General features: G+C 41.6%; 18 protein-coding genes and 1 tRNA gene. 11 read left to right on the forward strand and 8 right to left on the reverse strand.

Translation table 11 applies throughout. From position 1 onward, the window contains the following. Nucleotides 1-137 precede the first annotated feature (137 nt). Nucleotides 138-470 (forward strand): hypothetical protein, encoded by a 333-nt coding sequence (locus ATE92_RS13410; protein WP_100804194.1) that lies wholly within the window; start codon nt 138-140, stop codon nt 468-470. Nucleotides 471-476: 6 nt separating this feature from the next. Then, entirely contained in the window at nt 477-1,505 is a 1,029-nt protein-coding gene (locus ATE92_RS13415) for a M28 family metallopeptidase (RefSeq protein WP_100804195.1), read from the forward strand. Between the two features lie 228 nt (nt 1,506-1,733). On the opposite strand, the gene ATE92_RS13420 is transcribed toward ATE92_RS13415, so the two are convergent. From ATE92_RS13420 to ATE92_RS13430, 3 genes are all read right to left on the reverse strand, one after another. After that, nucleotides 1,734-1,812: transfer RNA gene (locus ATE92_RS13420), tRNA-His, on the reverse strand. A 110-nt stretch (nt 1,813-1,922) separates the two neighbouring features. Beyond that, nucleotides 1,923-2,639 carry a bacillithiol biosynthesis deacetylase BshB1 gene (gene bshB1, locus ATE92_RS13425; RefSeq protein ID WP_100804196.1) on the reverse strand — a complete coding sequence of 239 codons (717 nt, stop codon included), beginning with the start codon at nt 2,637-2,639 and terminating at the stop codon, nt 1,923-1,925. Then, a complete protein-coding gene (locus ATE92_RS13430; RefSeq protein WP_100804197.1) occupies nt 2,640-3,815 on the reverse strand; it encodes a PLP-dependent aspartate aminotransferase family protein in 1,176 nt (391 codons plus the stop codon). Between the two features lie 63 nt (nt 3,816-3,878). Here ATE92_RS13430 and ATE92_RS13435 point away from each other — a divergent pair, with 63 nt between their 5' ends. The 6 genes from ATE92_RS13435 (at nt 3,879) to ATE92_RS13460 (ending at nt 9,768) form a co-directional block, all read left to right on the forward strand. Next, a complete protein-coding gene (locus tag ATE92_RS13435) occupies nt 3,879-4,493 on the forward strand; it encodes a hypothetical protein (protein ID WP_100804198.1) in 615 nt (204 codons plus the stop codon). Nucleotides 4,494-4,503: 10 nt separating this feature from the next. After that, nucleotides 4,504-5,739, forward strand: a complete 1,236-nt coding sequence (gene hutI, locus ATE92_RS13440) for an imidazolonepropionase (RefSeq protein ID WP_100804199.1) — start codon at nt 4,504-4,506, stop codon at nt 5,737-5,739. Beyond that, nucleotides 5,736-6,737 (forward strand): formimidoylglutamase, encoded by a 1,002-nt coding sequence (locus ATE92_RS13445; protein ID WP_100804200.1) that lies wholly within the window; start codon nt 5,736-5,738, stop codon nt 6,735-6,737. The genes hutI and ATE92_RS13445 overlap by 4 nt, the downstream gene beginning before the upstream one ends. A 12-nt stretch (nt 6,738-6,749) precedes the next feature. Next, the gene (gene ftcD / locus ATE92_RS13450; protein ID WP_100804201.1) at nt 6,750-8,441 is read left to right on the forward strand and encodes a glutamate formimidoyltransferase; all 1,692 of its coding nucleotides are present in this window, start codon (nt 6,750-6,752) and stop codon (nt 8,439-8,441) included. A 3-nt stretch (nt 8,442-8,444) separates the two neighbouring features. After that, nucleotides 8,445-8,909, forward strand: coding sequence for a GNAT family N-acetyltransferase (locus tag ATE92_RS13455; RefSeq protein ID WP_100804202.1), 465 nt, complete (start codon nt 8,445-8,447; stop codon nt 8,907-8,909). Between the two features lie 64 nt (nt 8,910-8,973). Continuing rightward, nucleotides 8,974-9,768 (forward strand): MBL fold metallo-hydrolase, encoded by a 795-nt coding sequence (locus ATE92_RS13460; protein ID WP_100804203.1) that lies wholly within the window; start codon nt 8,974-8,976, stop codon nt 9,766-9,768. A gap of 236 nt (nt 9,769-10,004) precedes the next feature. Here ATE92_RS13460 and ATE92_RS13465 read toward each other — a convergent pair whose 3' ends face one another. Then, nucleotides 10,005-12,038: a S9 family peptidase gene (locus ATE92_RS13465; protein WP_100804204.1), complete on the reverse strand. Its 2,034-nt coding sequence runs from the start codon at nt 12,036-12,038 to the stop codon at nt 10,005-10,007. Between the two features lie 90 nt (nt 12,039-12,128). Here ATE92_RS13465 and ATE92_RS13470 point away from each other — a divergent pair, with 90 nt between their 5' ends. Then, nucleotides 12,129-14,681, forward strand: a complete 2,553-nt coding sequence (locus tag ATE92_RS13470) for a T9SS type A sorting domain-containing protein (RefSeq protein WP_100804205.1) — start codon at nt 12,129-12,131, stop codon at nt 14,679-14,681. Nucleotides 14,682-14,730: 49 nt separating this feature from the next. On the opposite strand, the gene ettA is transcribed toward ATE92_RS13470, so the two are convergent. Together ettA and ATE92_RS14060 are read right to left on the reverse strand one after the other, a co-directional pair. Beyond that, on the reverse strand, nt 14,731-16,422 hold the full coding sequence (gene ettA / locus ATE92_RS13475; protein ID WP_100804206.1) for an energy-dependent translational throttle protein EttA: 1,692 nt from the start codon (nt 16,420-16,422) through the stop codon (nt 14,731-14,733). Between the two features lie 82 nt (nt 16,423-16,504). Next, complete coding sequence (locus ATE92_RS14060; RefSeq protein WP_232729184.1) at nt 16,505-16,681, reverse strand: CAL67264 family membrane protein; 177 nt, start codon at nt 16,679-16,681, stop codon at nt 16,505-16,507. A 235-nt stretch (nt 16,682-16,916) separates the two neighbouring features. On the opposite strand from ATE92_RS14060, the gene ATE92_RS13480 reads away from it, so the two are divergent. Next, the gene (locus tag ATE92_RS13480) at nt 16,917-18,545 is read left to right on the forward strand and encodes an acyl-CoA carboxylase subunit beta (RefSeq protein WP_100804207.1); all 1,629 of its coding nucleotides are present in this window, start codon (nt 16,917-16,919) and stop codon (nt 18,543-18,545) included. 51 nt (nt 18,546-18,596) lie between these two features. Here the strand turns inward: ATE92_RS13480 and ATE92_RS13485 are convergent, their stop codons facing one another. Next, nucleotides 18,597-19,403, reverse strand: coding sequence for an energy transducer TonB (locus ATE92_RS13485; protein WP_157809646.1), 807 nt, complete (start codon nt 19,401-19,403; stop codon nt 18,597-18,599). 178 nt (nt 19,404-19,581) lie between these two features. On the opposite strand from ATE92_RS13485, the gene ATE92_RS13490 reads away from it, so the two are divergent. After that, nucleotides 19,582-20,874: a nitrate/nitrite transporter gene (locus ATE92_RS13490; RefSeq protein ID WP_100804209.1), complete on the forward strand. Its 1,293-nt coding sequence runs from the start codon at nt 19,582-19,584 to the stop codon at nt 20,872-20,874. Between the two features lie 52 nt (nt 20,875-20,926). On the opposite strand, the gene ATE92_RS13495 is transcribed toward ATE92_RS13490, so the two are convergent. Next, nucleotides 20,927-21,817, reverse strand: coding sequence for a PPC domain-containing protein (locus ATE92_RS13495; RefSeq protein WP_100804210.1), 891 nt, complete (start codon nt 21,815-21,817; stop codon nt 20,927-20,929). Between the last annotated feature and the right edge of the window lie 37 nt (nt 21,818-21,854).

The raw sequence follows: 21,854 nt of genomic DNA on the forward strand, positions 1-21,854 counted from the left end.
TCAGAATTTAATACAAAGATAGTGATTGTTGTTCTCAGTTCTTACTCAAAATACCTTTCATCGTATTTTTTACATAATTTTTACAATTTCAGTCAATCCTTCTTGTATATTTACGAACTATCCGATTTTCTTATAGAATGAATAAAATAATCTTTTTACTAATTACGTTTCTGGCATTAGGTTGTTCCACCGAAAAAGAGCAGTTGGAAACGCTTCGTGAAGTCGCAAAACAAGATTTAATAATTCAACTGCAACTACCTGAGGGTACAGTCTTTAACGACGAAGATTTGGTAATCACTCCAAACGCGACAGCGCTTGAAAAAATTGGAATGATCTATGTTGTAAAAGCTACGATCAGATCGCAAGATGCCAACGGCAATGAAATCCTGAAATCGCACACATTAAAATATCAAAAAATTGGGGAGGGTGGTTTAGACCCAAATGATTATGAACTTAATTCTTTCGACTAATTTATTATGAAGTATCTACTATTATCAATATTGACAGTATTTGCCGTTTCATGTAATTCGGCTCAAAATTCGACAGCCACGAAGAGTCCTGTAAAACAAATGACGCGTGTTGACTACGCCAATACCATTACAGCTGCCGATTTAAAAACACATTTGTACATCTTTGCAGGGGATGCAATGGAAGGCAGAATGACCGGACAAAAAGGTCAGAAGCTGGCAGCCGAATATTTACGAAACTTCTATATGGATGAAGGAATTCCTTCACCAATTGAAGAGAAAAATTACTATCAGACAATCCCGGCTAGTTATTTTGGCCGTATGAAAGATCCAAAAGGCTCCGAAAATATAGTAGCCTATATTAAAGGGACTGAAAAGCCTAACGAAGTTATTGTGCTTTCGGCACATTACGACCATGTTGGAACCGATTCAAACGGAAATGTATACAACGGTGCCGATGATGACGGCAGCGGAACAGTTGCTCTCTTAGAGATTGCTGAAGCATTTCAACAAGCGGTAAAGGAGGGTAACGGACCAAAGCGCTCCATCCTCTTTTTACACGTAACCGGAGAAGAAATTGGGTTATATGGCTCAAAATATTATACCGAAAATCCTTTATTCCCATTGGCAAACACGGTTTGTAATCTCAATACCGATATGATAGGACGTATTGATCCCGACAAGGCGGACAATCCAAACTATGTGTATCTAATAGGAAGTGATAAATTGAGTCAGGAGTTACACGACGTTTCCGAAAGTGTAAATAAGACCTATACCAAGCTGGAATTGGATTATAAGTTTAACGACGATAACGATCCCAATCGTTTTTACTACCGCAGCGACCATTACAATTTTGCTAAAAATAACATTCCTGTTATTTTCTATTTTAACGGAACACATGCCGACTACCATCAGCCAACAGACACCCCCGATAAAATTGAATACGAATTAATGGCCAAAAGAGCCCAGCTAATTTTTCAAACCACTTGGGAAATTGCCAATCGAGAAGGAAGAATCACGGCGGACAAGTTAAAATAAAACTTGACAAAATTATTTTAAAAAGCCTCCCAAATCGGAGGCTTTTTCTTTATATAAATTGAATTTGTCACACCATATTATGTCACACCGTGCTTGACACGGTGTCTACAAAGAAACGCAGTATTTAATGGATTCTGACTTGCGTCAGAATGACAAAATGTTCTTTATGGAAGCAAGCTTCCTTTTCGGGAATGAAAAAAGCCTTCAAATTTCTTTGAAGGCTTTGTGTGGGGGTGGAAGACCGGGTTCGAACCGGCGACCCTCGGTACCACAAACCGATGCTCTAACCAGCTGAGCTACAACCACCGTTTTACAGTTTTAAGACCTGCGTCTTCCGAAACTTCGCTAAACGTCGTTAAGGAGGTTGCAAATATAAAGTATTTACAACGTATGCACAATACCTTATTTCAAGATTTTTTAAATCAACTTAAATAAAGAATCCACAGCCACATAACGCTCTGCCGTAAACCCTTCCCCGTGAGCAACACCAATTAGACGTCCCATATCCTGTGCTCTGTAGCTAATACTGTCTCTAAAGTTTGTCGATGAAATAGGAGTTTCGGGTTCATTGGCATCTGTCTTGTGAAACTGACTCTCATAGGCAAATACAGCCTCGAGTTTTTTATCCAAAAATCCTGAAACATCTACCACAACATCGGGTTCTATATTTTTCCACTGAATGTAATGATACACCTGCTTGGGACGCCAGGCTTTTTGATTATTTCCTTCAAAAATGGTTTCAATTTTTCGCAAACCACTTAAAAAACAAGCGTCACTGGCCAGTTTACTTCCTCTCCCATGATCTATATGCCTATCATCAACTGCATTGCACAATACAATATCGGGCTGGTATTTCCGAATCACTTTTATAATTTCCAGTTGAGAAGCGTGGTTATTCACAAAAAAACCATCGGCAAATTCCAAATTTAACCGAACTGAAGCTCCTAATAATTTCGCGGCCCTGGCTGCTTCTTTGTCTCTAATTTCGGCAGAACCACGAGTTCCTAGTTCTCCTCGGGTTAAATCGAGAATTCCAACTCTTTTCCCATTGTTTATTTCCTTTGCCAGGGTAGCACCGCAGCCCAATTCAACATCATCGGGGTGTGCGCCAATAGCCAGTATATCTAACTTCATCTAGTTTGATTTTTGTAATATATTTTTGGTAACTGCTTCAAAGGCCTGCTCAAAATCGGCCATAAGGTCTTTTTTATCTTCTATTCCCACCGAAAAGCGCAACAAACCATCTGCAATGCCTTGATGTAATCTTTCTTCTGCTGACAACAACGCATGGGATGTTTTCAAAGGCAAAACAATGGTAGATTCCACACTCGCCAAACTCATAGAAGGTTTCACCAAACGCAACGCTTGTGTGAATTTTTGAGCGTCAATTTCGGCGACCAATTCAAATGATAACATTCCGGTATAACCGCTCATCTGCTTTTTCGCCAATTCGTAATCGGGATGTGATTTCAGCCCGGGATAATACACTTTCGCAACCATAGAATGCTTCTCCAACCATTTTGCCATTTTTTTGGCGTTTCGGTTTTGTGCTTTTACTCGAAGTGCCATGGTCTTCATACTACGCTCCAGCAACCAAACAGTGTAATCACTTAAACTTCCTCCCAGATTTTTAGCCTTATTCCATATTTTCTGCATATGTTCATCACTCGCAGCCACAGCTCCCGCACAGATATCACTATGTCCGCCCATATATTTGGTCGCACTGTGAATACAGATATCAATTCCGAAATCGATTGGATTCTGATTAATAGGAGACGCGAATGTATTATCGATCATAGTCACAATACCGCGTTTTTTCGCTATTCCTGAAATCATTTCCAGATCGGTGATAAGCATCAACGGATTGGAAGGGGTTTCAATAAAGATGACTTTGGTGTTTTCTTTAATTGCTGAAACAAAATCGTTTTCAGCAAATCCTTCGGTAAACGTATATTCAATTCCAAATTTTTCAAATTCCTCGGTTACAAAATTAAAAGTCCCGCCGTACAACGTCTTTTGCAACACAACATGATCTCCGCTATTCAAAAAGGCGAGCATGGTAGTACTCACCGCCGCCATTCCGCTCCCGAAAATCAATCCTGCTTCAGCGTGCTCCAGCATCGCAATTTTTTTGCTCAACGCCTCCTGATTTGGCGTATTAAAATAGCGTGGATACCGCTTTATATCTACATTTTCATAAGCATAAGAGCTTGCCATATACAAAGGAGAAATGGCACCTTTAAACTGCTTATCTTCCACTTCACCTACATGCAGACAGATGGTATTGATGCCCAAATTTTTTGATTTCATATTGCATTGTTTTTTTGATGCTCTAAGTTATAAATTCCTTTTTAGGTTTGCTATCTTTAGCCAATGAAAAAAATATGCTTCATTTTTTTATTAATTGCAGTAACACAAGGCAATTATGCTCAGGTCCTTATTGAAGATGGCAAATCGGCAATTGAGGTTAAAAAAGCGAAGAAAAACGGAAAATGGGAAGTAACTACTTCCCGCTATACAATTTCGGCAGGAAAAAATTCTAAAAAGGTGCAAATTCGGGTAAAACTTGCTTCACAGACCGGTGAAAAAGTAATTATCGATCCCAACAAATTTTACCTTGTAGTAGACAATTATAAAATTCGTGTGCGACCGGTTGACTTAAAATATCCTTTTGCACTTGCTTCCATTGCCTTTGTCCGCCTCATTAAAGAGGATGAATACGGTAGCGGAAACACTGCTCGTGGGGGCTACAATAAAAATGATGAAGTTGTCGATACCTTTAAAGACTATGCAATACCGGGGTACTTGGATATAGAAACTACCCTTAATTTTGGCAGCGAAAATAAGCCACGGATAAAAACCATTTACTATCAACCCAACGATATAGAAAATTCCCTCGTCGATATCTATTTTATGTTACCCAAAGATGTGATGCAATTTTCTTTTTATTACGGCGATATTTTAGTTGAAAAAATACTAATAGATTAATCTTGATCCATTGAAACTATTACTCACAAACATCAAAGAATTACTTCAAATTCGTGAAGACCGGCTTGAAAAAGTTAGCGGAAAGGCGATGAGCGAACTTCCAACACTTAAAGATGCCTGGTTGCTTATTGAGGATGGTCGTATTGCCGACTTCGGAAAAATGACCGATTTAAAACCTCTCGGTTCGATTGAAACGATTGATTGCACCGGTAAACTAGTACTGCCCGCTTGGTGCGATTCCCATACCCATTTGGTCTATGCCGGAAATAGGGAACAGGAATTTGTGGATCGAATTAATGGTCTCAGCTATCAGGAAATTGCCGAAAAAGGTGGTGGAATCCTAAATAGCGCCAAAAAACTACAAAATACATCTGAAGAAGAATTGTACCGACAGTCGGCCGAACGTCTGGAAGAAGTTATGAAATTAGGTACCGGAGCCATCGAAATAAAAAGTGGCTACGGACTCACCACCGAAGCTGAACTAAAAATGCTTCGGGTGGCCAAAAAATTGGGAGAGAACTACCCTATCACTGTAAAAACCACTTTTTTGGGAGCACATGCGGTTCCTTCAGAATACAAAGGAAACAAAGACGGGTATCTGGACCTTATTTGTAATGAGATGCTTCCTAAGGTCGCTTCTGAAAAGCTGGCAGACTATGTGGATATCTTCTGTGAAGAAGGTTATTTTTCAGTAGCAGACACAGACAGACTTCTTTCCGAAGCGAAAAAATACAACCTCATTCCTAAAATTCACGTCAATCAGTTTAACGCCATCGGCGGAATTGCCATGGGAGTACAGCACAAAGCGTTGAGCGTCGATCATCTGGAAGTCCTTACCGAAGCTGACATTCAAGCCTTACAAAACTCTCAAACTATGCCCGTGGCACTTCCCTCCTGCTCTTATTTTTTGAGTATTCCCTACACACCGGGACGTGAGCTAATTTCAGCCGGACTTCCTCTGGCCTTAGCAACTGATTACAACCCGGGTTCCACTCCAAGTGGAAATATGAATTTTGTCGTGGCGACAGCTTGTATTAAAATGAAACTCACACCCGAAGAAGCCATTAACGCAGCAACAATTAACGGCGCATACGCCATGGGTTTAAGCGCAACCCACGGAAGCATCACCAAAGGAAAAAAAGCGAATGTGATTATTACAAAACCTATTCCTTCTTACGGTTATCTGCCCTATGCCTTTGGCAGTAACCTTATTGATACGGTTCTAATAAATGGTGAAAAAGTATGAGTCTGGTAAAATTTTATTCGAAAGATGATATACTTAATTTCGTAAAAAAACGAAAAGGGGAATCTAAATTTGGAGAAGCGTTGGCAGCTATTACAAGGTGGGAACAATTAGCATCTTCACCACAAAAATATGTGTTGATTGGCATTCCTGAAGACATAGGCGTACGTGCCAATTACGGTAATCCCGGTACTTCCGAAGCATGGAAGAGTGCCTTGCAAGTGCTTTGTAATATTCAGAAAAATGAATTGACCAAAGTCGAAAATGTATTGGTCCTGGGCGAAGTAAACTGCGACCCCGAAATGAAATCGGCTTCCCGCCTCTCTTCCAAAGAAGAAAACTACAACGAAAAGCTGGGTAAACTGGTTGAGCAAATTGATGAAAAAGTAGCCCAAACCATTCAAAAAATAATTGAAGCCAATAAATTTCCCATTGTTATTGGTGGAGGTCATAACAACAGTTACGGAAACCTGAAAGGGGCTTTTCAAGCCTTAAAAAAGCCTGTGAATTGCCTAAATTTTGATGCCCATACCGATTTCAGAGCGTTGGAACACAGACATAGCGGCAATGGATTTTCGTATGCGTTTGAAGAAGGTTATCTGGAACGATATTTTACATTCGGCTTGCACCGAAATTACACCTCTCAATTTGTTTTTGAACGCTTAAAACTTCATAGCGATCGCATTAAATTCAGTTTGTTTGAAGACATTGCCATTACACAGAAGATATCCTATCATGATGCCATTGCAGAAGCCGAAACCTTTATCTGTGGCAATAGCTTCGGACTCGAACTCGATCTGGATGCTATAGAAGATATGGGAAGCAGCGCCATGACGCCCGGCGGCTTTACCATGAACGATGCCAGACGATTCATTTCCTATTTTTCAAATAAAGAACACTGCGTCTATTTTCATATCTGTGAAGGCGCACCCGGGCTTGGCAATTTTCCCGCTCAGGTGGGGAAAACCATTTCATTTTTAATTTCAGATGTGATCGCATAAAAAAATAAAACCATGCAACAACAATTAATAGAATGTGTCCCGAATATTAGTGAAGGACGTGATACAGCGAAAATACAAACCATTGCAAAAGTGGTAGAAACCGTTGAAGGCGTGACGCTGTTGGACATCGATCCCGGAAAAGCAACCAACCGAACCGTCATCACCTTCGTAGGAGCCCCGGAGCCTGTGATTGAAGCTGCTTTCCTTCTTATTAAAAAGGCGTCTGAATTAATCGATATGAGTAAACACAGCGGCGAACACCCTCGTTTTGGTGCTACCGATGTCTGTCCGTTAGTGCCAATTTCAGGAATCACTTTGGAAGAAACAGCCGTTTATGCCCACAAACTAGGTGAACGCGTGGGCAAAGAACTGGGAATCCCCGGTTATTTTTACGAAAAGGCAGCCAAAGAAGAAAAGCGAAAAAACCTGGCCAACTGCCGTGCAGGCGAATATGAAGGTCTCGCCAAGAAATTGTCGGATCCTGCGTGGAAACCCGATTTCGGCCCGGCGGATTTTTCTGAAAAAGTTGCAAAAACAGGCGCTACGGCCATCTCGGCACGTGACTTTTTAATTGCCTACAATGTAAATCTGAATACAACGTCCACCCGACGAGCCAATGCCATTGCGTTCGATATTCGGGAAGCGGGAAGAGTGAAGCGCGAAGGAAACCCCATTACCGGTAAGAAAGTTTTAGATAAAAACGGAGAGCCTGAACGTATTCCGGGGAAATTAAAAGCCGTAAAAGGGATTGGCTGGTTTATTGAAGAATACGGAATTGCACAGATTTCGTACAATCTTACCAATATTTCAATTACTTCTATGCATGTTGCCTTCGACGAAACTTGCAAGGCTGCGCTCGAACGCGGACTTAGGGTGACGGGTTCGGAACTCATTGGATTGATTCCGTTGCAGGCCATGCTCGATGCAGCCGATTATTACTTAATTAAACAAGAACGCTCTTTGGGTATTTCTGAAAGCGAAAAAATTAAGATAGCCGTCAAATCGTTGGGATTGGACGATTTGAAGCCTTTTAATCCGGAAGAAAAAATTATTGAATATCAATTACGGAAAATTGGAAATAGATTAATCGACTTAAAATTAAACGATTTTGCCGATGAAACTGCGGGCGAGTCGATGGCTCCCGGCGGAGGATCGATTGCTGCCTATGTGGGAACTTTGGGTGTAGCGCTAGGAACCATGGTCGCAAACCTATCGGCTCACAAAGCAGGTTGGGACGATCGTTGGGAATTCTTTTCGCAATGGGCCGAAAAAGGACAAGCCTATAAAAACAGGCTGTTGTATTTGGTCGATGAAGATACCAATTCCTTTAATAAAATTATCGATGGCTTTAGAATGCCACAAGGGAGCGAAGCCGAAAAAGAAAAACGCCGCGATGCCATCGAAACAGCAACAAAATACGCTACAGAAATTCCGTTTCAGGTGATGGAAACAGCTTATAAATCGATGGAAGTGATGCAGGCAATGCTAAAAGACGGACTGCAAAGTTCTTTATCGGATGCTGGAGTTGGGGTTTTATGTGCCAGGGCAGCAGTATTGGGAGCCTATTTCAATGTACGTATCAATGCGAAAGACATTAAAGACAGGGATTTTGCTGAAACAATTTTGAAAAAAGCTTCAGACATTTATGAGAAAACCCTTCAGATAGAAAAAGAAACGATTACCTATATAGATAGTAAAATGTAAATCATGTCTCTTGAGATAGTTCCATTTCAGAAAAAATATACAGAAGCTTTCTACAACCTCAACGTAGAATGGCTGGAAACCTTTTTTTACGTTGAAGACTTCGACAAGGAGGTATTGAGTCAGCCTGACAAATACATTATAAATCCCGGCGGACATATTTTCTTTGCTGTTGAAGACAATTTGGTGTTAGGGACCGTTGCCTTGATGAAAGCCGGAGATAACAGTTTCGAATTGACCAAAATGGCCGTACTTCCTAATCAGCGTGGAAAACGAATTGGCCAACAATTAATGCAGCATTGTATCGATTTTGGTAAAACGCAGGGTTTTGAAAAACTCTTTTTATACTCCAACACCAAGCTGGAAAATGCAATCTACATTTATCGTAAATATGGCTTTATTGAGATTCCGGTAGAAGAAAACAGTCCGTATAAGCGCTCAAATATTAAAATGGAGTTATATCTTTCTTAAATTAGTCTAAAACAGCATTTTTATCTAAGAGCTTCGTGGTAATTTCAACGTAAAATCAAAACGTATGAAAACTGCTGCATATATTTTTATCGTCTTTTTACTAGTCATTGGGTGCAATAGCGAACCCAAAAACGTGGCGATATTAGACCTAGAAACCGATACCGAAATAATTTCAGATACCATCCACCAAAGCATGTTCGAAGTTACGCCTATTTCCCACGCCAGCATGGTGTTACGTTGGGACGGAGCAGTAATTTATGTTGATCCCGTAGGCGGACAAGAAATCTTTGAGGGCATGCCCAAACCTGATATTATCCTAATAACCGACATTCATTCAGATCATTTCGATGTGGAAACTCTTCAGAAAGTAAACACCGCCGATACTAAAATACTGGTTCCTTTGGCTGTTTTCGACAAACTACCCGATTTTTTAAAAAATCAGGTGGGCGTCATCAATAACGGGGAACAAAAGGATGTATTTGAGTTTGCTGTAGAGGCCGTTCCAATGTATAATTTAAGAAAGGAAGCCTTAAAATTTCACGAAAAAGGACGAGGTAACGGGTATCTAATCGAAAAGAACGGATTAAGAGTTTATATTTCCGGTGACACCGAAGACATACCTGAAATGCGACAATTGGAAAACATCGATATCGCATTTGTATGTATGAATTTACCCTATACCATGACCGTGGAAAATGCTGCCAATGCAGTGCTTGAATTCAAACCAAAAATGGTGTACCCTTATCATTACAGAGGTACTGAAGGATTAAGCGACACAACAAAATTTCAAACCCTGGTAGAAGAAGGAGATGATGCAATCGAGGTAAAACAGCTGGATTGGTATCCGGAGATGGAGTGAAGGGTGAAAGGTTAATGGTGAACAGTGAGCAGTGAACAGTTATTAGTTGGTGAGTTGAAAAAATCGTATATCGTCCATCTTATCAATTCTTGGCTCTTGATTATTGACTCTTTATTCTCATTAAACTCATTTCTAAAAAGATGCTTGGACAGGTTCAGCATGACAATTTAGGAAAGATTTGCTCTTATCTCTTACAATTCACACTTCACTATTCACTCTTCACTACTCACACCTCACTACTTAAACTTCTCAAACCACGCCAGCGTATGTGCTACCTTGGTAATTAAATTACTCGGTCTGTTCGCAATACCGTGTGATGCATCCGGAATTTCAACCAAAACAGTTTCAATTTTTCGCAGTTTCAAGGCGTGATACAACTGTTTGGCTTCACTGGGCGGTGTACGCAAATCGTCCATTCCCACCATGACCATGGTAGGAGTTTGTACATTGCCCACTAGAGATATGGGTGAAAATTTCCAGTAGTTTTCAAAATTTTCCCACGGCTGACCCGGATAACGGGAGTCGGCATAGCCGTAGTAATTGTCCGCTGTAAGTGTTTTACTTATCCAGTTCATTACGGGTTTGGCTACCACAGCAGCTTTAAAACGGTTGTTCTTCCCAATTATCCATGCCGTCATAATTCCCCCGGCACTTCCTCCTGTAACATAAAGTTGTGATTCGTTGGCAATGCCTTTGGCAATTAAAGCATCCACTCCATCCATCACATCGTTGTAATCTTCTCCCGGGTAATTGTTAAACAATAAATTTCCAAATTCTTCTCCATAGCTCGTGCTTCCTCGTGGATTCGGATAAAAGACTACATAACCGGCAGCGGTGTATAATTGTATTTCGGCAGAGAAATGTGGTCCGTAATTAAGGATTGGGCCTCCGTGATTTTCAACTAACAACGGATAATTTTTCCCCTTTTGGTAATTGGGAGGATATACAACCCAGCCCTGTATCTTTCTGGCATCGACACTAGAGTCGTACCAAATCTCCTCGACGGCTCCCATATTTCGGTAATTAATTAAATCGTCATTAAGCGCCGTAAGAATTTTGGGGTTCTTCGAACCTTTTTCAATAATTGCAATATCTGCCGGACGATCGGATCTGGAAATAGTATAGGCAATCTTTCCGTTGTTAGAAACACTAAAGCTTCCGCTTGCATAAGGTCGCCCCAAAGTAGTTCCGCCTACGTTGTCAACTATATCGGTTACCTTTCCGCTAAGATCCATGTACCCAAGCTTGGTAAGACCTAAATCGTTGTACATAAAATACAAGCCTTTACTATCGTTCGCCCAGACGGCATTATCCACATCCCTATCCAAATTTTTGGACAAAACCAGCTTGTTTCCGCCGTTTGCGTCCATAATCTGCAATTGCTGAATTTGATACGCCTGCACCTTGTCTTCAAATCCCGAGTAGGCAATGTACTTTCCGTTAGGTGATAGTATGGGTGAACCGTCCGGACCGCTTCTTTCGGTAAGAGTTGTGATAATTCCGGTATTCGTATGAACTGAATACACCTCCGAATTCCGAAATTCATACTCCCAATTTTCATTTCTATTGGCTGAAAAGTAAATGTGTTGTCCGCTGGTTGCCCAGGAAAGACCTCCACCGTGATTAAAATCTCCACTCGTCAATTGTCTGGGTGTCCCTCCGTCTGAAGGAATCACAAAAATATGTGTAAATCCGGGTTTTATATAACCTGCGCCATCTGCTTCGTGTTTCAGTCGGTTGGTAATTCGAGGCGCATCAGCCCATTTGGCATCTTTGGGTTTGGGAGGCATTTTTGCGATAACGGGAGCATCGGCATTTACCTTCATGGTAAACGCAAGTTGTGAGCCATCGGGGGACCAGCTAATAGAAGACGGACTGTTCTCCAACTGAGTGAGTTTTGCCACTGCTCCCGTAGCCGTCCAGTAAACATATATTTCACTTCCCTCGTCTGTACTGCTCACAAAGGCGATACGATCGCCGTTTGGCGACCAGGAGGCGACGCCTTCATTACCTTCATTGGTTGTGAGTTTATGGTGAATTTTTCGATCATCGGTACTAAGTATCCACAGATTCCCCTTCGATTTATCCTTCATAATATCAAAACCGGTTCTTCGGTACACCACATAATTACCGTCGGGAGAGATTTGCGGATCGGCTGTATATTCTAATTGAAAAACATCCAGATACTCAAAATTTTTCTTGGGTTGCGCATTTACAAAACCAAAAGATAGACAGAAAATAAAAACCAAATAACGATAGTATAAATTCATTTCATAAAATTTTAGAAGCCTAAAGGTAGTCCTTTTAAGAGGTTTTTCAAATTGAGCCTGATACACTATCTTTGAAAGAAACACTACGCCATGAAATCTGCTTTCCTTAAACCCTTTCTGCTAATTGTTGGTATTGTCTTGACAGCTGTGATATTCTTTTCAACTAAGGAAAGTACAATTCCCACAAGTATCGAAGCAACAATTCCCGGAGAATACCCTAACGAGTGGATGTACAACCAACGGGCTTATCCCGATAATTTTATAAACAAAAAAGCTATAAGTGACGCACTAATTCAATCTAAGGCAATTTTAGAAAATCGCTCGGGACAATCGGGAACCGACTGGAACTTAATTGGACCTTTAAATACCGGGGGAAGAATTACCGATGTGGCTATTTCTCCCGATAATGATGATATTTTATATGTTGCCGCCGCCGTAGGTGGGGTTTTTAAATCTACCAACAGAGGACAAAACTGGACTCCTGTATTCGATGATATTGGCAAGCCATCCATTGGTGATATCGCCATAGCACCATCCAATGCGCAACGTATCTATGTGGGAACCGGAGAAGCAAATGGAAGCGCTACAGACGGAGCTTATTTTGGCGATGGTGTATACCGTTCAGACAATGCCGGCGACAGTTGGACAAATGTTGGCCTACCCGATAGTGACCACATTGGACGCATTGTAGTAGATCCTACAAATCCCGACAGAGTTTTTGTCGCTGCTACCGGGAAATTATACGGCTATAATCAGGAACGCGGAATTTACCGCACTACAAATGGAGGTGCTAATTGGGAACAAGTACTCTTTGTAACCGATTCTACCGCGGCGATTGATGTTGCCTTGAATCCGCAAAACACCAATATTGTTTTTGCTGCCATGTGGGAAAGAACCCGCAAGCCCTGGCAGCGGGATTATGGCGGAATCACCTCAGCAATTCACCGTTCTATGGACGGGGGTAACACCTGGACCGAATTAGGCGCTGCTAACGGACTTCCGGTAGCAAGCACTGCTACGGGGCGAATAGGCTTGGCTATTTCACACTCCAATCCGTCTACCATCTACGCCCGATTTACAACAAACGAGATCACAAATGTTTTTAACGGATTGTATCGCAGCGATGACAACGGAGATAACTGGACCTTGGTGACGTTGGGAGATTTAAACGGTATTGATTCCAGTTTTGGATGGTATTTTGGCAATGTACGCGTAAATCCAACCGATCCCGACGAAGTATATGTATTGGGACAAGGTATCGCCCGAACTACCAATGGTGGCGGAAGCTGGCAAGACTTAAATGGCATGCACGTAGATCACCATGCGTTGGAGTATTCATTAAATAACAACGATTTTATGCTGGAAGGAAACGATGGTGGTGCCTATCTCTCTGAAAATGGCGGGTCTACCTGGACAAAATTTACCAACCTTCCCATTACCCAGTTTTATAATATTGAAGTGGATAATTCACAACCTGAACGTTTATACGGAGGTACACAGGATAACAATACTATTAGAACACTAACAGCGGGTACCAATGATTGGAATTCAATATGGGGCGGAGATGGTTTTCATGTAAATGTAGATCCCAACGATAACAACTTTATCTATGTGGAATCGCAAAACGGAAATCTGGGACGATCCACCAACGGTGGTTCCAACTTTGTAAGTGCGACTGATGGAATTAGCGGTAGTGACCGAAAAAATTGGAATACCCCCGTAATTATTTCCCCTTTTAATTCCGAAAAAGTTTTCTGCGGAACCAACCGATTGTATATTTCAGACAGATCGGTACTTTGGAGTCCTATCAGCCCCGACCTTACAGATGGGCAGCATCCCAGTGGTTCACTTTCCTATGGAACTATTACAGCTATTGCGCCTTCCTACAACAATCTGGATGTTATTTATACCGGAAGTGATGACGGAAACGTTCATGTTACCTTCAATGGCGGTAGCTCCTGGACCAATATTAGCGCCGGACTCCCCGATAGATATATCACCTCTATAGCGATATCCCCAAGTGACGATTTCACCGCCTATGTGACAATTTCCGGGTTCGGAGTTCTAGATTACGATCCACATGTGTTTAAAACAGTCGATGGAGGTGCAAATTGGATTGATATTTCTTCCAATCTGCCAAGCATCCCAGTAAATGATATTATTATAAATTCTACAGAAGAAGTGCTATTTCTCGCTACCGATATGAATGTATGGTACTCATTAAACGACGGGACAAGCTGGGATATTCTGGGAAACAATCTCCCTTTCAATATCATTCGGGATTTAAAGTTGCACGAAGGAACTAATACGCTGTTTGCGGGAACTTTTGGGCGTTCCATGCACAGTTACGACTTGTCCGGGATTATTGTTCTGGGAACAGAATCTATACCTCTCACCTCGGAAAGTTTTACAATTTACCCAAATCCCACCATATCGCAATTTACGCTTGAACATACAATTGCTTCGGAAGGAAGCATCACCATGTACGATATTTCAGGAAAAAAAGTCGCAACCTTTTTTGAAGGAGATTTCGGAAATTCACAAAAACTAAACCTTTCAACCGAAGGTATTTCAGCAGGATTGTATTTTGTAAAATTGCAAACAGGCAAGCAATCGGTTGCCAAAAAACTAATAATTCAATAAAAATAAAGACACAACAAAAAACCCTTCAGTTTTGAAGGGTTTTTTTATCTTATCGTATTAATTTCTTATACTTTATTCGCTTCGGAAGTAAATCCCCTCCCAGGCGTTTCTTCTTATTTTCTTCGTAATCACTGAAACTTCCTTCAAAGAAATACACCTCACTATTGCCTTCAAAAGCCAGAATATGTGTACACACTCTGTCTAAAAACCACCGGTCGTGAGAAATCACCACCGCACAGCCTGCAAAGTTTTCCAACCCTTCCTCAAGCGCTCTCAACGTATTTATATCAAGGTCGTTCGTTGGCTCATCCAGTAATAAAACATTCCCCTCTTCTTTCAACGTCATTGCCAGATGCAAGCGGTTTCGCTCTCCACCGGACAATGCCGATACTTTTTTGTTCTGTTCGCTTCCGCTGAAATTAAACCTACTTAAATAGGCTCTCGAGTTTACCTGCTTCCCTCCCATCATCACCAATTCCTGTCCGTCACTGAAATTCTCCCAAATACTCTTATTCGAATCTATATTAGAATGAGCCTGATCTACATAAGCAATCTTCGCGGTATCTCCCACTTCAAAAACACCCTTGTCTGCCGTTTCCTCACCCATTATCATTCTGAAAATTGTGGTCTTTCCGGCACCGTTCGGACCAATAATCCCAACTATTCCGGCTTGCGGCAGTTTAAAGTTTAAGTCTTCATACAACAACTTATCCTCATAGCCCTTCGCAACCCCCTTGGCTTCAATCACATTGGTTCCCAAACGCGGTCCATTGGGAATGTAGATCTCCAGTTTGTCATCCAGTTGCTTCTGGTCCTGACTCATTAATTTGTCGTAATTGTTCAAACGTGCCTTTTGTTTTGCTTGTCGTCCTTTGGGAGCCATTCGCACCCACTCCAACTCGCGCTCCAATGTTTTTTGTCGCTTACTGGCTTGCTTCTGCTCTTGGGCAAGACGCTTTGACTTCTGGTCCAACCAGGAAGAATAATTACCCTTCCAAGGAATACCTTCCCCTCTGTCCAGTTCCAAAATCCATCCGGCAACATTGTCCAAAAAGTATCTGTCGTGAGTTACAGCAATTACGGTTCCTTTATATTGCGCCAAATGGTGCTCCAGCCAGTGTACACTTTCGGCATCCAGGTGGTTGGTAGGTTCATCCAGCAATAACACATCGGGTTCTTGCAAAAGTAATCTGCAAAGTGCTACACGACGCCGTTCTCCTCCGGACAAAACTCCAATTTTCTTATCGGAATCGGGTGTACGTAACGCATCCATTGCAATTTCCAGCTTGGTATCGAGCTCCCAGGCATCACTGGCATCTATCTGATCCTGTAAAACCGCCTGCCTGTCCATCAACTTCTGCATCTTATCGGGGTCGCTGTAAACCTCTTCCAGACCAAACATATCGTTTATCTTATTGTACTCGTCCAAAATGGCAACCGTTGCGGCAGCCCCTTCCTTCACAATTTCCAAAACAGTTTTAGAATCGTCCAACTGCGGTTCCTGCTCCAGATAACCCACGGTATATCCGGGGGCAAAGACCACATCGCCCTGATAGTTTTTATCGACTCCGGCAATAATTTTAAGGAGGGTGGACTTTCCACTACCATTAAGACCTAAAATCCCGATCTTGGCACCGTAGAAAAAACTTAAATAAATATTTTTAAGCACAGGAGTTTGTGCATTTTGAAATGTTTTTGTCACTCCGGACATCGAAAAGATGACCTTCTTATCGTCAGACATAGTGTACTAGTTGATTTGTTAATTAGTTATTTGGTTACTTAGTTGCCTTTCGCTATAAGTTCCATAATATATTTTGTAAAAACTAAACGCGACCTTTCAGGGCATTAAATACCCAGGCAATGGCAAAGAAGCCTATCCCAACAGCCGCAAATCCCCATCCGGCAACATCGTCATATCGAAATGCTCCCATAGCAATCAAGGCAAGGCCAACTACAATCATAATAAAAGTAGCCCATCCCAATACTGTATTTTTATTCATCATAGCTTTTTCTTTTATGGCGTTTCCGCCAAAGGCGGCCGCGCTTTCGGTAGTCGCTCTTGGATTATTCAGATAAAACCAAGGAGCTCCAACAATACCTCAATCGCTAACGCAGTTTGTACTTATGCTTCCGCAGACAATTCCTTCGGAAGGGATACAAATATCGGGAATAAAATAGATTTTTCAGTATGCAAAATACCTTACTTTTGTATTTTTGAGCAAATCTCGAATCCCAATGGACATCAACTTCAATAAAAACGAAGATCACAATAAACTTTTAGCATCCGATTTACGGAAACGTCTCGCCCAAATTAAACTGGGAGGAGGCGAAAAACGAATCGCCAAGCATCACGCCAAAGGCAAAATGACTGCCCGCGAACGTATCGCCTATCTGCTGGACGATAAAAAACCTAGCATTGAAATTGCTGCCTTTGCAGGTGACGGTATGTACGAAGAGCACGGCGGCGCTCCCAGCGGGGGTGTAGTTATTAAAATTGGGTATGTAAAGGGGAAACAATGTATCGTAGTTGCCAACGACGCCACCGTAAAAGCAGGCGCCTGGTTCCCGATTACTGCCAAGAAAAATTTAAGAGCTCAGGAAATTTCCATCGAAAACAGACTCCCAATCATCTATTTGGTAGACAGCGCGGGAGTATATCTGCCTATGCAGGATGAAATCTTTCCGGACAAAGAACACTTCGGACGCATTTTCCGAAACAATGCAGTAATGAGCAGTATGGGAATCACTCAAATTTCGGCAGTGATGGGAAGCTGTGTTGCAGGAGGTGCCTATTTACCTATTATGAGCGATGAGGCTTTAATTGTAGATAAAACAGGAAGTATCTTTCTGGCAGGAAGCTATCTGGTAAAAGCAGCTATTGGGGAAAGTATCGATAACGAAACTTTGGGTGGCGCAACCACGCATTGTGAAATTAGCGGAGTGACAGATTATAAGGCGAAAGACGATAAAGACGCACTCGATACTATTAAGAATATTGTTTCAAAAATTGGGGATTACGACAAGGCAGGCTACAACAGAGAAGCGGCTGTAAAACCTTCACTTCCGCAGGAAGATATATTTGGATTGCTGCCCAGATCGCGTGCCGATCAATACGATATGCGGGAGATTATCAAAAGACTGGTAGACAACAGTGATTTTGAAGAATACAAGGAAGGCTACGGAAAAACAATTCTTACCGGCTATGCCCGAATCGATGGCTGGGCTGTAGGTATTGTTGCCAATCAGCGGAAACTGGTTAAAACCAAACAAGGAGAGATGCAATTTGGCGGTGTTATTTACAGCGATAGCGCCGACAAAGCCACCCGATTTATTGCCAATTGCAATCAGAAAAAAATACCGCTGGTATTTCTGCAGGATGTTACCGGTTTTATGGTAGGGAGTAAAAGTGAGCACGGCGGAATTATAAAAGACGGTGCTAAAATGGTGAATGCCGTTAGTAACAGTGTGGTGCCGAAGTTTACCGTTGTGATTGGAAACTCATATGGTGCCGGAAATTACGCCATGTGCGGAAAAGCCTACGACCCACGCCTAATTGTCGCCTGGCCCAGTGCCGAGCTTGCAGTAATGAGCGGCAACAGTGCGGCCAAGGTATTGCTTCAAATTGAAACTGCGTCCTTAAAAAAGAAAGGCGAAACCATTACTCCGGAAGTTGAAAAAGAACTCTATGACCGCATCAAAGCGCGATACGATCGTCAAATTTCCCCGTATTACGCTGCGTCCAGAATATGGACCGACGCCGTGATTGATCCTCTGGATACCCGAAAATGGATTTCAATGGGAATTGAAGCCGCAAACCACGCCCCTATCGAAAAGCCATTTAATTTGGGAGTGATCCAGGTGTAGGAAATATTCTTGGGATGTGCCGATACTACGCATAATTAAGTAGTTTATTTTTTAACAACCCGGTAAACCGAAAGAAACCACAAGTTCCTGGTCCACTTTTTCTCCTTTACTATTTTCTGCAGGTTCCCAGGCACCTGTAGTTTTGGAAATTAATTCGATCATTTTTTCATCTACGATTGGATAACCCGAAGATCTATCCAGATTAGCCTTTTCAATGGCTCCGCTTTTGGTCACAGTAAAAAATAGCATTGCAGGCTGCAGTTTCTTAGAATCGACGTGTAATCGGGTTTCTTTACTGCTGTTCATGAGGTAATCCTTTAACACTTCCATGCCATTAAAAAAGGCGGCCTGCTTTTCAGGGACTACAGTAAGGTAGGGAGTCCAATGACTATCTTCCACTTGTCCGGTTTCGACATTCTTTTCCTTATATTCTGCCTTTATTAATATATTGGCTGAATAATTGGCAGATTGCAAGAGTTTGATCTGAGCGGTTGTTAGGTCACCGGTATTGGATATTTCCACCCTGTCTGTTTGCTCCTCTCCTTCAAGCATTATAACGCTCAAAGATTTGTAGGACACAATTCGTAATGCGTGGGCAGCACCAATAAAATCGCTAAATGATCTTGCATTCTCCAGATCAGATTTTTTAAATGCATTAAATCGTGGCCCAATTTCATGGACAAAATCAGAAAATATTTTCTTTTTTATTGTTTCTTTTACTTGCGTATTCTCTGCTTGCTCCTCACTAACAACATATTCAGATTGCTTCGCTACTAAATCGTTGTTTGTGGAGAAATCACATGACATCAGATTTAAGACAGAACAAATTGTACTAATAATCAGAATGTTCCTTTTCATAGTTTTGTATTTATCGCTTTTCAAATGTATTTAGGATAAATCGCTTTATCTTAAAATGAAATGTAAAAAAATTGCAAATTTTATGTAAAAGCTTAAAACTTTAAATAAAATAGGCGCTTTTGCACAGCGTCGTTTCGATATTCCATTTACATAAATAAATTAAGTATCTTTCTTGGCGATGCAAAATCCAACCATTGCCAGACAGCCTTTGTATGTTATCCTGTTACTTATTCTGGCAGGAGAAGCTGTATTTATACTTCCCTTTGTATTGGCAAGAGTATTCCGACCCACATTTTTAGATGTTTTTGAACTCACCAACCTGGAATTGGGAACCTGCTTCTCGGTATACGGAATCGTTGCATTTATTTCCTATTTGCTCGGCGGCACCTTGGCCGATAAATTCAAACCCAAGATTCTTATTGCCGTTGCGCTGTTCTTAACTGCTTTAGGAGGATTGGTAATTTCAACCTATCCGTCCTATTTCGTCTTAAAGATTGTGTATGGCTATTGGGGCTTTACCACTATATTTCTGTTCTGGGCTGCCATGATAAAAGCTACCCGGGTTTGGGGTGGTACCAAGAGCCAAGGGCTTGCCTTCGGATTTTTAGATGGCGGTCGAGGCTTGGTGGCCGCAGCTTTCGGATCGCTGGGAGTTTTTGTTTTTTCATTATTAATCACTTCCGAAATTGCCGACGCGGCCTTTTCAGAACGCAAAGAAGCCTTCCGTTATGTGATACTAATTTCTTCAGCCATCATTTGCACGGTGGGAGTTTTAATTCTGCTGTTTCTGAAAACCGATGCTTCGGAAGAAATAATAGTCCAAAAAAAGACCTGGGCCGAAACCTTCTCAAATTTCAAAGTAGTTATAAAAATTCCTTCGGTTTGGTTACTTATGATCATAATATTGTGTGCCTATGTTGGTTATAAAATGACCGATGTCTTTTCACTATATGCCAAAGAAGTAATGTTGTACGACGAAATCGAGTCGGCAAAAGTAGGAACCTATCTCTTGTATATTCGACCTGTGATTGGCATCACCATCGGATTTCTGGCCGATAAGACAAAAACCTCTTTGATGATGATTCTTGGGTTTTTGGTCATGCTCTTTGGCGCCTTGATCTTTGCTTCAGGGGTAATCGAACCTTCCATGAGTCTGTTCTTTCTATTGTCGTTACTAATCACGGCAACCGGGGTGTATGCTTTCAGAACCTTATATTTTGCGGCCATGCAGGAAGGTCATATTCCGCTGGCTGTCACAGGAACGGCTGTAGGCATAATTTCCCTAATTGGCTATACACCCGATATTTTTATGGGACCCGCCATGGGATACCTACTGGACAATTCGCCGGGCGAATTGGGACACCAGCATGTTTTCTTGATGTTAGCCGCATTTTCTGGATTGGGGCTAATTACGGCTTTTAGGTTTTATTGGTTGGATAAAAGTATTTATCGCACAAAAAAAAAGGTCTGAGAACTTAATCGCTATCAGACCTTAATTATAACCCTATTTAATTAAAAAGTTATTATGGAATATTAGACTGTCCAGCACAGGACTGGATTCTGCCTTTGTCTCTTCCGCTAATAAGACCGGCTGCCTTCCATTCGTTGGTAAGGTGCGCCACACAACTCACGAAATCTCCATGGTTGGCCGCTGCTGCTGCACAATCACCGATTAGGTCATTCATAGTACTGCATCCAATAAATACATTGGCTACGCCAGAGTCACAACCATCAATATTCACAGTAGCATCCATATTGGAATTTGGGTGCGGATCTACATCGTCATTGCAACCATCACCGTCGGCGTCGCAAAAACTTCCGGAAACTACAATACTATATGCTTGGAGACCGCTTGTACAAGCTCCTCCAATAAAGTCCCAAACTGCAATAGTATACACCCCTGAACTAGGTAGAACAAATCCTGATAGTAATGGATCTGCATAAGAGAAACATGCAGGGGCACATGCCTGTCCATTATTATCATCGGCCGATCCAATTAAGGTCAGGCTCGTAGTATCACCACTACCTTCATACAAATAGAAGACCGGATCCATTTCACAACTTACGCGATCTACCTGTATACTTACTACATCACCTGCATTCCCGTTGAAGTACCAAAAATCAGCATCATTTAAATCGGCAAACCCACGATAAATCGCTTCGCCATAATTAACTTCATCCGGGCATAATTGACCGTCGTAAGTAATGGCAAACCGAGCCGGTGAGTTTAGGTTTTCAATTATTTTAGCTCCGGCCTCAGCACCGGCTTTGTCGATAATTGATTGTTCAATTTCAGAATTGAACTTGAAATTCTCCTGCTCTTGAACTTCTGTTGTAGTGTCTTTTGAACAAGACGCTGTGATACCCAATGCCAAACAGCACAATAGCATCAAAACTTTGTTTTGTGTTCTCATAATATAAAATGTATTGGTTAGTAATACCGTAATATAG

This window comes from Ulvibacter sp. MAR_2010_11, assembly GCF_002813135.1.
GTDB lineage: Bacteria > Bacteroidota > Bacteroidia > Flavobacteriales > Flavobacteriaceae > Altibacter.

What these genes read in the sequence shown, in the direction of transcription:
- ATE92_RS13415 (WP_100804195.1), top strand. Translation starts at nt 477, where the DNA reads ATGAAGTATCTACTATTATCAATATTGACAGTATTTGCCGTTTCATGT.
- ATE92_RS13470 (WP_100804205.1), top strand. Translation starts at nt 12,129, where the DNA reads ATGAAATCTGCTTTCCTTAAACCCTTTCTGCTAATTGTTGGTATTGTC.
- ATE92_RS13430 (WP_100804197.1), bottom strand. Translation starts at nt 3,815, where the DNA reads ATGAAATCAAAAAATTTGGGCATCAATACCATCTGTCTGCATGTAGGT.
- ATE92_RS13485 (WP_157809646.1), bottom strand. Translation starts at nt 19,403, where the DNA reads ATGAAAAGGAACATTCTGATTATTAGTACAATTTGTTCTGTCTTAAAT.
- ATE92_RS13460 (WP_100804203.1), top strand. Translation starts at nt 8,974, where the DNA reads ATGAAAACTGCTGCATATATTTTTATCGTCTTTTTACTAGTCATTGGG.
- ATE92_RS13455 (WP_100804202.1), top strand. Translation starts at nt 8,445, where the DNA reads ATGTCTCTTGAGATAGTTCCATTTCAGAAAAAATATACAGAAGCTTTC.
- ettA (WP_100804206.1), bottom strand. Translation starts at nt 16,422, where the DNA reads ATGTCTGACGATAAGAAGGTCATCTTTTCGATGTCCGGAGTGACAAAA.
- ATE92_RS13495 (WP_100804210.1), bottom strand. Translation starts at nt 21,817, where the DNA reads ATGAGAACACAAAACAAAGTTTTGATGCTATTGTGCTGTTTGGCATTG.
- ATE92_RS13410 (WP_100804194.1), top strand. Translation starts at nt 138, where the DNA reads ATGAATAAAATAATCTTTTTACTAATTACGTTTCTGGCATTAGGTTGT.
- ftcD (WP_100804201.1), top strand. Translation starts at nt 6,750, where the DNA reads ATGCAACAACAATTAATAGAATGTGTCCCGAATATTAGTGAAGGACGT.
- ATE92_RS13490 (WP_100804209.1), top strand. Translation starts at nt 19,582, where the DNA reads ATGCAAAATCCAACCATTGCCAGACAGCCTTTGTATGTTATCCTGTTA.
- bshB1 (WP_100804196.1), bottom strand. Translation starts at nt 2,639, where the DNA reads ATGAAGTTAGATATACTGGCTATTGGCGCACACCCCGATGATGTTGAA.
- ATE92_RS13435 (WP_100804198.1), top strand. Translation starts at nt 3,879, where the DNA reads ATGAAAAAAATATGCTTCATTTTTTTATTAATTGCAGTAACACAAGGC.
- ATE92_RS13445 (WP_100804200.1), top strand. Translation starts at nt 5,736, where the DNA reads ATGAGTCTGGTAAAATTTTATTCGAAAGATGATATACTTAATTTCGTA.
- ATE92_RS13480 (WP_100804207.1), top strand. Translation starts at nt 16,917, where the DNA reads ATGGACATCAACTTCAATAAAAACGAAGATCACAATAAACTTTTAGCA.
- ATE92_RS13465 (WP_100804204.1), bottom strand. Translation starts at nt 12,038, where the DNA reads ATGAATTTATACTATCGTTATTTGGTTTTTATTTTCTGTCTATCTTTT.
- ATE92_RS14060 (WP_232729184.1), bottom strand. Translation starts at nt 16,681, where the DNA reads ATGAATAAAAATACAGTATTGGGATGGGCTACTTTTATTATGATTGTA.